Annotated in this window: 16 protein-coding genes; 11 read left to right on the forward strand and 5 right to left on the reverse strand. The window is 38.3% G+C overall.

Going from position 1 to position 16,314, the window contains the following annotated elements; translation table 11 throughout:
- From ACNI3T_RS06875 to deoD, 7 genes are all read left to right on the forward strand, one after another.
- The coding region (locus ACNI3T_RS06875) for a DUF4960 domain-containing protein (RefSeq protein ID WP_472272387.1) at nucleotides 1-1,721 on the forward strand (1,721 nt) is incomplete at its 5' end.
- Between the two features lie 12 nt (nucleotides 1,722-1,733).
- On the forward strand, nucleotides 1,734-2,891 hold the full coding sequence (locus ACNI3T_RS06880) for a DUF4960 domain-containing protein (RefSeq protein WP_418227189.1): 1,158 nt from the start codon (nucleotides 1,734-1,736) through the stop codon (nucleotides 2,889-2,891).
- Between the two features lie 60 nt (nucleotides 2,892-2,951).
- Nucleotides 2,952-5,198 (forward strand): glycoside hydrolase family 32 protein, encoded by a 2,247-nt coding sequence (locus ACNI3T_RS06885; protein ID WP_418227190.1) that lies wholly within the window; start codon nucleotides 2,952-2,954, stop codon nucleotides 5,196-5,198.
- Nucleotides 5,199-5,213: 15 nt separating this feature from the next.
- Nucleotides 5,214-6,101, forward strand: coding sequence for a carbohydrate kinase family protein (locus tag ACNI3T_RS06890; RefSeq protein ID WP_418227191.1), 888 nt, complete (start codon nucleotides 5,214-5,216; stop codon nucleotides 6,099-6,101).
- 293 nt (nucleotides 6,102-6,394) lie between these two features.
- Entirely contained in the window at nucleotides 6,395-6,742 is a 348-nt protein-coding gene (locus ACNI3T_RS06895) for a hypothetical protein (protein ID WP_418227192.1), read from the forward strand.
- A gap of 278 nt (nucleotides 6,743-7,020) precedes the next feature.
- Complete coding sequence (hemN, locus tag ACNI3T_RS06900) at nucleotides 7,021-8,388, forward strand: oxygen-independent coproporphyrinogen III oxidase (protein ID WP_418227193.1); 1,368 nt, start codon at nucleotides 7,021-7,023, stop codon at nucleotides 8,386-8,388.
- Between the two features lie 113 nt (nucleotides 8,389-8,501).
- Complete coding sequence (gene deoD / locus ACNI3T_RS06905) at nucleotides 8,502-9,200, forward strand: purine-nucleoside phosphorylase (protein ID WP_418227194.1); 699 nt, start codon at nucleotides 8,502-8,504, stop codon at nucleotides 9,198-9,200.
- Nucleotides 9,201-9,260: 60 nt separating this feature from the next.
- On the opposite strand, the gene ACNI3T_RS06910 is transcribed toward deoD, so the two are convergent.
- A complete protein-coding gene (locus ACNI3T_RS06910) occupies nucleotides 9,261-10,094 on the reverse strand; it encodes a universal stress protein (RefSeq protein ID WP_418227195.1) in 834 nt (277 codons plus the stop codon).
- A gap of 16 nt (nucleotides 10,095-10,110) precedes the next feature.
- Nucleotides 10,111-10,410, reverse strand: coding sequence for an HPF/RaiA family ribosome-associated protein (locus tag ACNI3T_RS06915; protein ID WP_418227196.1), 300 nt, complete (start codon nucleotides 10,408-10,410; stop codon nucleotides 10,111-10,113).
- A 152-nt stretch (nucleotides 10,411-10,562) separates the two neighbouring features.
- Between ACNI3T_RS06915 and ACNI3T_RS06920 the strand changes: the two genes are divergently transcribed.
- From ACNI3T_RS06920 to ACNI3T_RS06935, 4 genes are all read left to right on the forward strand, one after another.
- The gene (locus tag ACNI3T_RS06920) at nucleotides 10,563-10,787 is read left to right on the forward strand and encodes a hypothetical protein (RefSeq protein ID WP_418227197.1); all 225 of its coding nucleotides are present in this window, start codon (nucleotides 10,563-10,565) and stop codon (nucleotides 10,785-10,787) included.
- Between the two features lie 64 nt (nucleotides 10,788-10,851).
- Complete coding sequence (locus ACNI3T_RS06925; RefSeq protein WP_418227198.1) at nucleotides 10,852-12,102, forward strand: PAS domain-containing sensor histidine kinase; 1,251 nt, start codon at nucleotides 10,852-10,854, stop codon at nucleotides 12,100-12,102.
- A 24-nt stretch (nucleotides 12,103-12,126) separates the two neighbouring features.
- A complete protein-coding gene (locus tag ACNI3T_RS06930) occupies nucleotides 12,127-13,167 on the forward strand; it encodes a response regulator (RefSeq protein ID WP_418227199.1) in 1,041 nt (346 codons plus the stop codon).
- Nucleotides 13,168-13,256: 89 nt separating this feature from the next.
- Nucleotides 13,257-14,024, forward strand: coding sequence for a universal stress protein (locus ACNI3T_RS06935; RefSeq protein ID WP_418227200.1), 768 nt, complete (start codon nucleotides 13,257-13,259; stop codon nucleotides 14,022-14,024).
- 131 nt (nucleotides 14,025-14,155) lie between these two features.
- On the opposite strand, the gene ACNI3T_RS06940 is transcribed toward ACNI3T_RS06935, so the two are convergent.
- The 3 genes from ACNI3T_RS06940 to ACNI3T_RS06950 all read right to left on the reverse strand — a co-directional run bounded on the left by ACNI3T_RS06940 (nucleotide 14,156) and on the right by ACNI3T_RS06950 (nucleotide 16,314).
- Nucleotides 14,156-14,548: a group III truncated hemoglobin gene (locus ACNI3T_RS06940; RefSeq protein WP_418227201.1), complete on the reverse strand. Its 393-nt coding sequence runs from the start codon at nucleotides 14,546-14,548 to the stop codon at nucleotides 14,156-14,158.
- The gene (locus ACNI3T_RS06945) at nucleotides 14,549-14,833 is read right to left on the reverse strand and encodes a hypothetical protein (RefSeq protein WP_322301549.1); all 285 of its coding nucleotides are present in this window, start codon (nucleotides 14,831-14,833) and stop codon (nucleotides 14,549-14,551) included.
- A 203-nt stretch (nucleotides 14,834-15,036) separates the two neighbouring features.
- Nucleotides 15,037-16,314, reverse strand: coding sequence for an acetyl-CoA hydrolase/transferase family protein (locus tag ACNI3T_RS06950; protein WP_418227202.1), 1,278 nt, complete (start codon nucleotides 16,312-16,314; stop codon nucleotides 15,037-15,039).

The raw sequence follows: 16,314 nt of genomic DNA on the forward strand, positions 1-16,314 counted from the left end.
TGCCAGATTTCGCTCAGGCGATAATTAGGTCTTTCGAGGTGAATGGAGAGTTCGCTCAAATAGAACATTCATCTGCAACAATTACGATGACTTTACCCGCAGGAACAGATCTCTCCTCAATTAATGTAATGTTAAGCGTTCCTGAAGGAACAACAGTAACGCCCGAATCTGGTTCAACTATCGATTTTTCGAGTGGACCGGTAGTTTTTCAAACAATGGCTGAAAATGGTGCGAATAGAGAATATACAGCCATGGTTGGTGCATTTGGAGATCCAAAAATTCTAAGCTTTACTATAGGCGAAAATACAGGTGTAATTGATGAAGATAACAATACTATCAATGTAGAAATAGGAAGCCAGGATGGTGATATTGCTAATCTCGCACCTAACTTTGTGATTGCAGATGGTACTAGTGTTGATGTGGCTTCTGGAGTTTCCAGGAATTTTACAAGCCCGGTTACTTATACTGTACTTTCTAATGACGGATTTAGTGCTAGCGAATATACTGTAGTAGTAAATCAAATTGAAGGACCAAAAATCAATTCATTTACGATAGAAGAATCTTCGGGAGTAATCGATAATGAGGAAAGCACTATTTATGTTTCCATGCCTGCAGGAACAGATCTTACTAACCTTAGTCCGATAATTGATCTGCCAGAAGGACAATCTATAGATCCTGCATCAGAAGTTGAAACTGATTTTACAGAACCGGTTGAATATACAGTTACCAATACAGAGAATGTAACTAAAACTTACACCGTGACAGTGGAGACTCAACAGGCAAATCCTACTAAGTATGCATTTTTAGGCGAGCATGCGGATATAGAATCTCTTGTTGATGATGACGCTAAAGCTGCAGCTACATGGATGCAAAATACATATGGAGATGATTTTGAATATATCCAGTTCAGTGAGATTTCTCCACAAACCATGGCTGAAATCAAGGTAGCCATGATTTATTATCTATCCCCCGCTGAAGATTTAGGTTATAGCGCTACTCCTGATAATGCTTCAACTTTATTACCTCCAAGTTTAAGACCTGAAGGAGCTAAAGCCCAGGTATTGAAGAACTGGGTTCAGAACGGAGGAGATATGTTAATTGCCGGAGATGCAAATCCTTTGATTTTCTCTTTAGATCGTGTTCCAGCGGACTTTTCAGCTCCTAGAGAGCCAGGAAATTATGTTTACTCGGAATTTGGATGTGCTGAATCTGGAGGTTGTGTTGATACAGGAAAACCAGCAGACGACATTTGGGGGCTTGGGATGCGTCCTACCAATAATTCGCTGGATAGACAGGGACATCCGGTATTTGAAGGATTAAGTTTTGAAAATGGAGAGTACCTGGCGCTTCAAAATTCAGCAACACGAGAAGTACGTTTGATCTGGTGGCAACATTTTGACGGGATTCTAGATCCAAGTTGTTGTGGACAAGATGCGGCAACAACATTTGAACAAACTCTGGCTGCAACAAAATTTGGAACGCTGAGACATATTGGAGATGCCTTCGGATATGGAGCAGTTTTATGGAACAGAACTGATATTAATAACCATGAAATGTTCGATGATCAAATTTCCACAGATTTTAAAGGTTCTATTTTTAGTATCCAGAATACTATTGTTGGATATGAGTGGGATTCTAATGGAACTGTAAACGATTACCAGTCCAATATTGAAAGATTTACCGGTAATATTTTAGACTACCTATATAATTTAGAAGATTAAAAATCACGCACTATGATAAAGAAGTTTGAATATTATATTCTTTGTTTCCTTTCCATAACCATGTTTGTATCATGTGACGAAAGAGAAAATTTTGATGAGGACTTAGATCCCGTGCTAAATATAGTCACTGAACTATCAGGAAACGGAACCAAAGCAACTGTAAATAATCTACAGAGTACAATAAACCTGGTGCTTCCACCTCGTACCGATGTTACAAGTGTAGAATTGGAAATAGAAGCTCCAGATGGCGTCCAGATTGATCCCCCAAGCGGTACAGTTTTAGATCTTTCACAGCGACAGGAAATTTCTGCGATCTATGGAAATTCGACGCGTAATTATCAGTTAATTACAAGAGTACTACCTAGTAAAATAGGATTTCTTGGAGCGGCCGAAAGTTACGACGAGTTAATTGCTAATGCTGATGATGATATTGTCGCTGCGGCTCAATGGGTAAATGAGACTTATCCCGAAGACTTTGAATATATAAATGCTGCAGAAGTCACCTATGAAGATCTGGAGGAGTTTAATGTAGTAGTTTTTTATTACGACCAGGTTGGCTCCTCAGAACTTCCTGCAGTATTTACAGAAGGCAATAGTAAATCTGCTTTCATACAATATGTAGTTGAAGGTGGTAAGATGCTTTTAGGCGGTATGGCCACTAGCTTTGCTGAAACGATCGGTAGGGATAAAAGCGGCATGCAAACCATTCAAGGTAATGGGGAAGGGTTTGACTCTCCTGATACCTGGACAATTGATGGCGGAGTGAATTTCGCAAACTCGAAGCTTAATCACCCCATTTATTCCTTTAATCCTGGGCTTATTGAATTTGATGAAAATGGATTCATCCCAGTTATCGATGCTGGATATAGAGAAGACCATAATAATCTATGGGATGCTTCTCCTCTTTTAGCCGCAGGACATCAATTAGGACAATTCGGAGAGTTTGAAAGATTATATAATGGAGTTGTGCTTGCTGTTTGGGGTGGTGTTGCAGATGAATGTTGTCCAGGGATTATAGAATTTCAACCAAAATCACCTTATAGTGGTACTATTATCGCTATAGGTATTGGAGGTATTGAGTGGAATATGAATGATGGCCGTACAAACGAATATCGAGATAATATAGAAGGAATGTATAAGAACTCGATTGACTACCTATCTACTTTATAGAAATTAGCCACTTACTGGCTGAAGGTCTTTAATTCCTTTAGCCAGTTTTTAATTATTCTTATGTTTAGATCAGCTTTCTTATTTTTTATAATTTCTCTTTTCACGGTGTATGGAAGATCGCAAGAGACTCAACTTGCCTTGAGTTTTGACGGGAGTGAATGGTGGGAAGAATTTCAGGAGGATCATCAGGTCCAACTTTTCAATTCCTCTTATTCTATGCATGAGGTAAAACCTCAATACCTATGGAAAGAGCAAGGGGTTAAAAATGGTAGTCTGCTCTTTGACGGTTATTCCACTTATCTTGAGATAAAAGAAGTTGAATTAAAAAATGACTTTGCAATTAGTTTTTGGATTGCACCAAGAGCATTTGACAGTGCTATCGGAAATAAACTTTCATCAATTCTTGATTTCTATAGCCAGGGGGATACTACCGCTTTTAGAATAGGAATGCTTAAGCATGGCCAGTTAGCTGTAGAGATTCAGCAAGGTGCAACTTCTGAAAGAATAACAAATGAGAATTCATTTTTAGACAAAAATAGTTGGAATTATGTTTCGTTAATTAAAAACGGACATGAGGTAAAGCTTAGAATAAATGATAAAGCTATTCTGGAAGAGTCCTTTAAAATAAACTTTCAGGATTTTTATAAAAAAAAGCTGAATTTGAGGATAGGTCGAAATTCAGATGCAGGTGGATTTAGTGAAAAATTTAAATTTAATATGATCAGTGGATTGCTCGACGAGGTGGAAATATCTAGCTTGGCAGAACCTGATAATATTAATCGAAGCAAATTAACCAGATTAAGAAACACGGTTCTGGAGAAAGCTTTGCGACTGGATTATTCAAAGTATTCTGGCGAGCGCTTTAAACCAGCCTATCATGCTACAGCTCCGGCTCACTGGATGAATGAACCACATGCGCCCATGTATTACAATGGCAAGTATCATTTGTTCTACCAGCATAATCCATTTGGACCTTATTGGGGGCAAATTCATTGGGGACATTGGGTTAGTGATGATATGATTAACTGGAAACATACTAAAATTGCTTTAGCTCCCGAAAAGGGTCTCATGGCACCTGATGGTATCTGGTCTGGTTCTGCCTATGTAGGACCCAATAACACACCTATGTTATTTTATACCGCAGGCAATCTATCTAAGGATCAGAATCAATATACATCCATTGCGATCCCAATGGATACTACAGATAAAAACCTTCAGGCATGGGAGAAAACGAATATTATAGTCGACAAACCTGACGAATACAAAAAAAATGAATTTCGTGATCCTTTTGTTTTCCAGATCGAAGATAAATATTATATGATTGTTGGTTCCGGGATCGAGGGAAAAGGAGGAAGCGCTCCTTTATTTGAGTCTGAAGATGCTATAAATTGGAGTTATGTGAAGCCATTTTATATTTCAGATATTGAAAAGTATCCTTATCTGGGAGGTGTATGGGAGTTACCAATATTTCTTCCTTTGAGCCGAGAAGACGGTTCTAAGACAGAAAAGTACGCACTCCTCGTCCTACCACTTAGAAATGAAGCTGATGTAGAGGTCTTCTATTGGATAGGAGAATTCGATCAGGATAAAAAGCAATTTGTACCGGATGATCCTGAACCGAAATTAATGGATTATGGAGATTTTGGTTTTACAGGTCCCAGCGGATTTGTTGATCCAAAAACTGGAAGAACTATTGTATTCTCCATCGCACAGGGGAAATATGGAAACTTAGATACATATAATATGGGATGGGCACATAATGCCGGACTGCCCATAGAGTTATGGTTAAATGACTCCAACGAACTAAGATTTGCTCCTATTGAAGAAATTAAAAGTTTAAGAGGAGAGGAACTGGTATCCTGCGATGATTGTAGCATAGAAACCCTTAACGCTGAGCTTATTGAGGTAAAAGGAGATCAGTTTGAAATTGAAATGAATCTTGAAGCTTCAGATTCTAAGCAGGGCATAGAAGTACGCCGTACCAGTGATGGTTATACCAAAGCTATGATCTATTACGATCCCGATACAAAGTCTGTTGTTTTTAATAAAAAGCAGGAAAATCCCGAGCGCGCTTTTAAAGCTTTGAAAGCACCCGTTGGTGATGATATTTCGGAACTAAATATTCGTGTATTCCTGGATCGCTCTATGGTTGAAATTTATATTAACGATAAAGTTTCTATCACTGATAGAATTTATTTTCAAAAGGAAGATGCAGAAGGTTTGAAGATAATAAGTCCAGACAATAAAAAGATAAAGAGTTTATCTATCTGGCAAATGAATGCAATTGACTGGAAATACGTTGAATAACTTTTAAGGTAGATTATGTCTAAAAATGTAGTTTGTTTTGGAGAAGTCCTTTGGGACTTACTGCCCACAGGAGAAAAAATTGGAGGAGCACCCTTAAATGTGGCTTTAAGGCTGAATTCCCTGAAAGTAGATTCAACGATAATCAGTAAAGTTGGTAATGATCAATATGGAGAAAAACTCGTAGAATTTTTGAGTGAGAACGGACAAAGTCATATTATCCAGGAAGATAAGAATTACGAAACGGGTATTGTAAACGTTGATGTAGATACGAATGGGAATGCGTCCTATGACATCAGGTTTCCAGCATCCTGGGATTTCATTGAACCTACCCAGGTGTTAAAGAAAAAGGTTATGGAAGCAAATTATTTCATTTACGGAAGTCTGGTAAATAGAAATGAAGTTTCTCGAAAAACCTTATTTGAACTTCTCGAAGCAGCCAATTATAAGGTGCTGGATGTAAACCTGCGAAAGCCACATTATGATATGGCCACTTTAGTTGATTTAATGTCCTATGCCGACTTCATCAAGCTTAACCGAGATGAGCTTGAAGAGGTTTGCAATTATTTGAAAGGTGATAGTGCCACCTCAGTGACAGATATGCTCAAATTGGTTTCTGAACATACTCAAACAGATCATATTTGCGTTACCCTGGGAGCTTGTGGTGTAACTTTATTTTACGATGGAAAATTCTACCACAACACGGGTTTTTTGGTAAAAGTAAAAGATACCGTTGGTGCGGGAGACTCTTTTCTAGCGGGTTACATATCCCAATTAATTCAAGGAAAAAGACCCAATTTGGCCTTAGATTTTGCTTGTGCTCTAGCGGGATTGGTAGCTTCTAAAGCTGGAGCGAATTCCATTGTTTCCCATGAGGAGATTAATGACTTACTCTGGCAAGGATAGATCATACCTGTCTTTTAATATAAATAGACTTTTTCTCTCTAATTAGTCTATAATCATATTATTTGGACAAGGTTTTCTATAAAATCTATTATCTCAAACTCTTTCAGCACTGCAATTCAACGCTTGAGGTTGTTTACATACTCCTGAGTAGTAGAAAAGTCGGTGAAAAGCTCTGATATACGTTTAGAGCAATTCCAGAACCAACTTTTAGATTATTTTACCAGGGTTTTGGTTTTTATTTTTGAAAAAAATCTGAAAGTGATGATATCTTAGCTTTCATAAACTTAGAAGAAATGGAGAATATGAAATTAAAAAATGATAATGGCGAAATAGTTGAATATAATAGTGGCCAGAAGATCCTGGACGATCTTTATCTTAATATGGATAAAACAGAGATCGATGAAAACCTTCAAAATTTCAATATAGAATTTGAAGTAATTCCAGATCAGGTAGCCATAAATACCTCTCAAAGAGATCATTTTGCTATTGTGTCTATAATAGTAAGCGAAGATCGAAAGTATCAGTATCTGGTAGGTCCCGACCTTGATCTTGAGCAATTCGAAAAACTGGATCAAAGCCAGATGCCAGAAATGATCAAAGGCCAGGTTAGAGAAGCTTATCAGTTGATTCAGGCCAAATAGTCAAGTTCAGATATATTAAAGTTTTAAATCCTGCATATGATCGTGCAGGATTTTTAGTATTAGGTGCTATTCTATTTTAGAACTACAAGCATTTTAGTGCTATAGAACTTTTCTTATCCTATTATAATTCAACACTTTAGTTGCTAAACCTTTTTACTATGACGACTCGATTTTACATTGATTCTGAAGTTACTTCAGAAGAGAAGATTTCCTCTTAGCTGACGGTTGTCATATTTCCTTTTTGAACCTGTTCATAGTTTTGAATTCAAAATTTTACTATGACTCATTCAGCCTTAGTTCAGAAGTATAATATACAGGGTCCAAGGTACACCAGCTATCCAACCGTTCCTTACTGGGATCAGGACAGCTTTTCAGAAATTGCCTGGAAATCATCGCTACTTCAAAGTTTTAGAGAATCAAATTCTTCTGAAGGTATAAGCCTCTACATACATCTACCATTCTGTGAAAGTCTTTGCACGTTTTGCGGTTGTAACAAGAGAATTACAAAAAACCATGGAATGGAAGTTCCCTATATCAATTCGGTTCTAAAAGAATGGGAGATGTACTGTACTTTATTTCCGGAAAAACCGGTCATCAGGGAACTGCACCTGGGAGGAGGAACTCCCACTTTCTTTTCTGCTGAAAACCTGGGCTACCTACTGGAAGGAATATTCAAACGCGCCAAAAGATCTAAAGCTTCCGAATTTAGTTTTGAAGGGCATCCCAATAATACCAGTAGGGAACATCTCGAGCTGTTTGCAAAGTTTGGATTTACCCGGGTAAGCTATGGAGTTCAGGATTATAACCCAGAAGTACAGAAAGCTATTCATAGAGTTCAGTCGTATGAAAATGTCCTACTTGCAACGCAAAATGCAAGGGAAGCTGGTTTTACTTCAGTAGGTCATGATATTATCTTTGGATTGCCATTTCAGACCAGAAACGATATCATTTATACCATGCAACGTACCCTGGAGCTAATGCCAGACAGGATCGCTTTTTATAGTTATGCCCATGTTCCATGGATCAAAGGTAGCGGGCAGAGAGGTTTTAACGAGAAGGATCTTCCCACTGCGGCTGAAAAACGCGTGCAGTATGAAACTGGTAAACAAATGTTATTAAATGCCGGTTATGTAGAAATTGGGATGGATCACTTCGCCCTCAAATCTGATACTCTCAGTATGGCACTAGATAATAAAACGCTGCATAGAAATTTTATGGGCTACACGGCTTCGAAAACTCAGGCTATGTTAGGGCTTGGTGTTTCTGCGATTAGTGATAGCTGGTATGGTTTCGCCCAGAATGTGAAGGGTGTGGAAGAATATCAAAATCTGGTGAATAATGGGATGCTCCCTTTATTAAGAGGACATATTTTAAACGAAGAAGATCTGATTATTAGAAAACATGTTCTCAATATAATGTGTAAGCTGAAAACTTCCTGGTATACGGCAGATCAAACTTTCCAGGAATTACCTGATGTCCTTATTAGTTTACAGGAGATGGCAGATGACGGACTCATAGAAAGAGATTCAAATTATATCATTGTTACCGAGAAAGGAAGGCCATTTGTTAGAAATGTGTGTATGGCTTTTGATCTCAGGTTAATCAGGAAAAAACCTGATGCGAAATTATTTTCAATGACAGTATAGATATTAAGCGATACTTTTATTCAACTATTCGACAGTTCTTACAACATAGATTACTAAAAAGAGGAATTGATCGACCTCTGAATCACATCAGAAACTAAAGCAATACAAACAAAATGAGTATACATTTAGAAGCGAAAAAAGGAGATATAGCCGAAACGGTCTTACTTCCCGGGGATCCTTTACGGGCAAAGTGGATCGCTGAAACCTTTCTCGAAGATAGTTTTTGCTATAATAATATTCGGGGGATGCTCGGCTTTACCGGAAATTACAGAGGAAAAAGAGTTTCGGTTCAGGGAACGGGAATGGGCATTCCATCAACGCTCATCTATTGTCACGAATTGCTGGAGACCTATAAAGTTCAAAACCTTATAAGGGTTGGGAGCGCCGGTGCTTTCCAGCCAGAGCTAAAATTGATGGATATTGTGATCGCCATGTCGGCTTCTACAAATTCTTCCTTGAACAGAGCTGTGTTTGGTAGTGCCGACTTTGCTCCAACCGCCAGTATCGACCTTCTACTAAAAGCTATAAATTTCGCGGAAAAAAGCACTATTCCATTTCATGCCGGTAACGTTCTCTCATCTGACTTCTTTTATGATGAGAACCCTGATTATTTTAAACAATGGGCTAATTATGGAGTGCTTTGTGCTGAAATGGAAACTGCGGCAATATACACGCTGTCTGCCAAATTTGGAGTAAAAGCATTATCCATTTTAACCATTTCTGATTCACTGGTAACTACTGAAGAAATTTCCGCAGAAATGAGAGAGCAAAAACTCAGCGATATGGTGAAAATAGCACTGAATTCTTTCTAGTATATTCTAGTTTCAGAATAAAAAAGGGAGCTAATAACTTGTAGCTCCCTTCTTCATTTTTCAGATCTTAAAGGTGATGACTGGAACATCAGCATGATTTGCAACATCTTCTCCTACACTGCCATAGAAGAAATGCCCCAGACCTTTTCTACCATGCGTTGAAATAGCGATAGCATCAATTTTCGCTTCTTCACAATAATTGAAGACACCTCTTTCAGCGGTATAATCAGCATAAAATACTACGTGCTTGTCGAAGTCTGAAGGATCAATACCTGCAGTACTCATAAAATTATGTGCGTTACGTTTTATTTCGGCTGTGCTCATAAATTTTTCAGGAATATTAATATATAGCAACTTAGGCTCAACGTCAAAATAACTAAAGAATTTCCTGGCCCTTTTAAAAGTATCCTGGTTGCTATCATCAAAATCGGTTACGAACACCGCTTTATCAATATGGAAGTCTGGACTTCTCTCCTTGATAACGAGTACGGGAATATCTGCTGTACGCACCACTTTTTCGGTATTGGAACCGATAAAAACCTCTTTTATACCCGTCGCTCCATGAGATCCCATCACGATTAAATCGCTATCATGTTCCGCAGCGATGGTATTAATTTCAGAGAAAATTCGATAGGGCTTCATCACTTCCACTACTTCAATCCCTTTAAGGTATTCCTTCTTCCGAAGTTCTTTGAAATGCTGGTCTGCGATCTTTATATAATACATCACGTTAAATACTTCCTGCTGTTGATCCTTGGTGAGGTAGGAGTTAGCTATTTCAAGCATATGTGCGAGAATGATCCGGGAACCATGTTTTTTCGCCAAGTCGGCGGCCACTTCGAGTGCGTTTTCAGAATATTTTGAAAAGTCTACGGGTACGAATATAGTTTTCATGATACTTAGCTTTTAATTAGACAATCTGTAATACGGCATTTCTCTTTTCAAGCTGTTTTATCAACTCGCTCATAGCCGTCTTTAATGCGTGTTCAAAATATTCCCTGGTAGCGCTGGCATGAATCCTGAAGCCCTGAGTTGTGCATTCTATCGCGCAAAATTTAGCATTTCCATGCCTGGTATTTTCTAGCTTAAAATGAACATGCAAATTCTGTATGGTATCATATCTTCGACGAAGAAGATCTAGTTTCCGGTTCGTAAAGTTGCTCAGTGCGGGACTTTCAGGAATTTTCACATAGTGTATCTGGTTGAGCATAATATCACAATTTTTGGTCGATACGTAAAGCTAAAAGATGCATACGTGAAAAAATATGACAGAAATCATGAAAATATTGATCTATCTTCAACTATTTTAGATAAATATTATGAATCGTTCCTTCTAATTTTCTGTAAATTAAATAGAAAACAATGAAAATTACAGGAATAACTTTTTTGATCATTACCAGTGTGATGCTATTGCTTCTCACCATACTGGCTTCTACAGGAACTAGTTTCGCACCGGTTTTTTACCTCATGATCGCAGGCCAGGCGCTGTTTCTCATTACAGTTTATAAAGTCCTTACCGATGATTATAAAACCAGCAAAACATTCAAGGATGGATATCAGGATCATACTCCAGGTCTAGACGAATAAGGCCTCAAGTTTATGGGGGATCATAAAAAAGATTTTAACTTAGTGATCTCAAACGAAACCCACTTTGCAGGAAAACTTTTTCGATAATAAGAACATTCTTAATTTACTGTTCCAGGCAGCTTCTGAAGGTATCATTGTAGTCGACTCTAGGCAGATCGTAGTTGCAGCTAATCTTGCTGCTGAAGAAATGTTCGGTTATAAGCAAGGGGAATTATTGAGTCAACATCTTGATCGTCTGGTACCCAAAGACTACCATCATGTGCATCATAAACACGTAGATCAGTTTATTGATAATAGTGAAAAACGCCAGATGGGTCACGGCCGTGATCTTTATGGTGTAAGAAAGGATGGTTCACTATTTCCTGTGGAAGCAGGTCTTAATCCATTTGAGATCGAGGGTGAAAAGTATGTGATGTCGCTAATCATCGATATCACGATCCGTAAGGAGACCCAAAGGCAAATTAGAGAGCTAAATACTGAGCTGGAAGAGAAAATTGAACTTAGAACCCGGGAACTAAGTGAAAGTGTAGAAGATCTTAAAAACCTGAACGTCGAACTTGGAGAAGAGATCAATCGCAGAAAAGAAGCTGAAGAAAAGATCAAAGATGCTCTTCAGAAAGAAAAAGAGCTTAATGAACTAAAAACCAAGTTCCTTTCACTGGTATCTCACGAATTTAAAACTCCCTTGAGCGGAATCCTCACTTCTGCTACTCTTGCTGAAAAATATACCAAAGAAGAACAACAGCCTAAGCGCGAGAAGCATCTCGTGACCATTAGGAATAAGGTTCATTACCTCAATAATATTCTGAATGATTTCCTTTCCATTGAACGTCTGGACAGCGGAAGAGGACAGTACAAATTTTCAAAATTCAGGCTAAAGCGACTTATTAACGAAGTCATTTACAATGCAAATATTACCCTCAAGGATGGTCAGGAGATCTCTTACCCAAAAGATATCGAAGATGTAGAGCTTTTTATGGATGAAAAGATCCTTGAATTGATTCTTTCCAATCTATTAGGCAACGCGATCAAATATTCTCCTGAAAATACTTCCATTCAATTCATGGTCGATTTCCATGATGATTTAATCGTTTTCAAAATTAAAGATCAGGGGAGAGGGATTCCGAAGAAAGATCAAAAACATATTTTTGAGCGATATTTTAGAGCAGAAAATGCTTTGCTGGACCAGGGAACAGGAATTGGATTGAACATTGCGAAAACTCATCTTGAAAACCTGGGAGGAACAATCCAGTTTGAAAGCGAAGAAAATAAAGGAACCACTTTTACCATAGAAGTTCCTATGGATAAGTCCTAACCTCATAAAATTTTAAGCCGACTTATGAAAAAATTGTTGCTAATAGAGGATGATGTCACAGTGCGGGAAAATACGGCAGAATTGCTAGAACTTTCCAATTACGATGTGATCACCGCATCTAATGGAAAACTTGGAATCGAGACCGCTAAGAAGGAAGTTCCCGATATCATCATTTGCGATATCATGATGCCAGAGATTGACGGTTATGGAGTTTTAGAAGCTCTCAGCAAAAATCCTTCAACTTTAAACATTCCATTCATATTTCTTTCAGCAAAAACCGAACATAAGGATATTCGCAAAGGAATGGACCTGGGCGCCGATGATTATTTGACCAAACCTTTTGAAGAAGAAGAGTTGTTAAGTGCTATTGAAAGCAGGCTCGCAAAAGTGGCAATTCTAAAATCTTATATCAAAGAGGAAACGCCTGAGGATGAGGAGAAGCTGAAAGACCTGAACGATCTCAGGGAACTATTCTCAAAACAGGAACTCCAGTATTTTAAAAAGGGAGAAACCATTTATGAGAAAGATAAACACGCGAATTATTTCTATCTCGTTAAACGCGGGATTGTAAAGGCTCATCGCCTGGATAACCAGGGAAAGGAGTTGATCACCGAGCTGTATAAGGAAGATGATTTTTTCGGAAATCACGCAAATGATCCTCAGTCATCTTATGAGGATTATGCCACCGCTATGGAAGAGACGCAGTTGTATACGGTTTCGAGAGAGGAATTTCAAAAGATCCTGGCTGGAAACCCAAAGATCACGATGCAACTTGTTGAGGTTTTGAACAATAATCTATCTGAGCTAAAAAACCAGTTAATGGATATGGCCTATGGCTCAGTTCGAAAGAAAACAGCCAATACTATTCTTCTATTTGCTGAAAGGATCGAAAAACATCCCTTAAAAAGTATCAGGATTTCAAGAGCAGACCTGGCTGGAGTCGCTGGAATGGCTCCGGAAAGTTTAATAAGAACTCTTTCAGAATTTAAAAAAGAAGGACTTATTGAGATCGAGGGTAGGAATATAAAATTACTGGATTCACAGGCATTGAAAATGGTAAAATGAATACTAGCTCATTAAATTTATAAGAACTGATTTTCATCATTTTTTTGCAGAAGGACTTCGCCTAATTTCGCTGTATTAAGTGAAGATAGATGAATGTTCTAATACTAACCGATTTTTCAGAAACCTCGACCAATGCAGGTAAATATGCGGTAGATTTCCTTCATGATAAGGAAGTGAATTTTCATATTCTGAATATTCATAATTTCAATTTTGAGAGATCTGCTAGTAAAGGCCTGGAAAAGGAATTGGTTTCCACGCTCGATGCGCTACAGAGAACCGTAGATTCTCTTGGCGAGTATTCTAAACCAAAATTGCATAAATTCGATCTTATTCTGTCTTCAGAAAATCTTATAGGTGCTATTAGAAAAGCACTCATAGATAAGAAGATTGACTTGATCTTTATTGGCGCAGTAAGCCAGAATGAGCATGCCCATCCAATTCTTGGGGATCATGCCTATGAGGTAGTTAGAAAGATTAAGTGCAACATTATTGCCGTACCTGGAGGATGTACGTATGAGAAACCTGAAAAGACGGTTTTTCCAGTAGATCCCGCAGTCTTAGCAGTGCAGGAACAGAACAATATTCTGGACAAACTTCAATTCTTACAATCTTCTCAATTTACACTGCTTGAGATTAAAGATGGGGATATTAAATATCCAAAAGAGGATAACAGGGATATTCCGTTTGAAACTCCTGTTCCATTTACCCGTGATCTATTCAGAGAAATTCAGAGACAGTTTCATATTATATTCGTGGTAGGGAAAAATTTGAGCATCTGTGATAGATTGCTTCATTCAAGGCACGGCTTTTCCGCAGAGATGAATGTGGAGATCCCTATTTTCGTGTACCACGGTTAAAACTTCTAAAGTCATCTCTTGATGAATCTGCTTCAAATTGCTTAGTATTTTATAAAGTGTTTGAAAGAATGAAGCCGATAGACTCAGCAGGAACTGAATAATCCAGCCTTTGAGCTATAAAAATTAGATATTTAATTTTTTAAATGTCTGCCCTGGTAGATCCTAAGGAATAGGTGTGTAGACATCTTGCGAGCATTATTTTTAAGGCGGGAGGCCATTTTTCCATTATAAAGCTCATCTATGGTCTGGAACCAGAGGTTGAGCCAGATACCAAAATGATATTCGGTAATCGTATTTTGATGTGCCCTGTCAACTTTTACATGGGCGATGGCAGGATTTCCTTGAAAACTACCGGTAAAAAAGAGGTTGCTTTCCCAAAAATCTGTGATCTTTTCCAGGTGTGAATCCCAATTCTGGATGGTCGTATTGAAAAAGTAACCTATTTCCTCATTCTCTCGAACTTTTCTGTAAAATTCCAGTACCAGTTTATGAATATCCTCACGATCCTTTACATCTTTCTGCATCTACTGAAAGATATTGATAAGAATGAAGGTAGTACTCATTAATATGCTAATAATTAAAGAATTAAAAACGAATTTTGCTTTTAACTGTGCCAGGACTGAAGCATTGTACCACATACAGGCCACTACGATCATTCCAAGCTGGATCATATCTGCCAGTGCGTGACCGTTCATTAGTATAAGCATGGCTGCAATGGATCCAAGACAACTTGAAACGATAATCCCTGTAGATGCTCCTGCGTAAAAATCTCTTGTAAATTCTGAAAGTTGTTTTTGATAAAAAGTCATGATTTCTAGTTTTAATGATGGTGTAAAAATAGCCTCAGGCATTCTTCTAAAATATGACCACAGTCATTAAACAGCTCTTCTATCCCTGAAATATTATTTCTGAAGTAATTGATCTTCAGTTATAAACAGATATAAAATAAGAAACGGAACGCTTTCAGTATGAATTCGTTCCGCTTACGGTAGTATAAAAAATTAATTAAGTTTTAGGCGTTCAACCGCTCAAAAGCCTGTTTTGCTAATTCATCCTGGTGATCTGGATGTGCTATCGAGATCAATGCCTCGGCTCGTTGTTTTAGATTCTTTCCGAAAAGATCAACCACTCCATATTCAGTAGCAATGTAATGTACATGAGCACGGGTGGTAGTCACTCCGGCACCTTCTTTTAGATACGGAACGATCTTGGAAACTCCATTTCTGGTTACAGAAGGCATCGCAAAAATCGCTTTTCCTCCATGAGATAATGAAGCGCCTCTTATAAAGTCCATTTGTCCACCCACTCCAGAATATTGTATTTTCCCGATGGTATCTGCACAAACCTGGCCGGTAAGGTCAATTTCTATCGCCGAGTTGATCGCGGTCACCTTTGGATTCCTTCTAATGATGGCCGTATCATTGGTGTAAGCAGCTTCCTTAAAATGCACCAGTGGATTATCATCTACGAAATCATATAACTTCGGGGAACCAACCGCAAAACAGGTAACCAGTTTGCCGGTTTTGATCTCTTTTTCTTCACCAGTGATGACTCCCTTTTCGATAAGTGGTAGAATTCCATCTGAGAACATCTCCGTATGAATTCCCAGTCTTTTATGATTGGTTAGATTGTTCAGCACCACATTCGGGATTCCTCCAATTCCCATTTGTAGCGTTGCGCCATCCTCTACCAGACCTGCCACATGTCTTCCTATTTGTTTCTCAATTTCAGTAGGTTCAGCTGGATGTGCAGCATGAATTGGCTGGTTTACCTCGATAGCAGCATCAATCTGACTTATATGGATAATCCCGTCGCCATGTGTTCTAGGAACATGAGGATTCACCTGGGCGATCACTTTCTTTGCATTTTGTATGGCAGGTAGCGTAATATCAACGGAAACTCCCAGAGAACAATATCCATGCTTATCTGGCGGGGAAACCTGGATAAAAGCAAAATCAATGGGAAGAATATTTCTTCGGAAGAGCACATGGATCTCACTTAGAAAAATAGGAATATAAGCTCCATAATCTGAATTTACTGCCTTTCTAACGTTTCCACCCACAAAACAACTATTGGTCTTAAACGAATCCTGGTAGGGAGCTTGAGTATAAAGAGCTGTTCCCTCCGTATGGATCTGTATGACTTCTACATTCTTAAGGTCCTGGTATCTCTCACAAAGTGCGTCTATTAATATATTTGGTGTCATAGCAGCTCCCTGCAGGAACACTCTCTGGTTAGATCTTACTTCCTTTACAGCGTCCTGGGCTGATACAATTTTTAGATCATTCAT

This window comes from Christiangramia qingdaonensis (assembly GCF_048381525.1).
Taxonomy (GTDB): Bacteria; Bacteroidota; Bacteroidia; order Flavobacteriales; family Flavobacteriaceae; genus Christiangramia.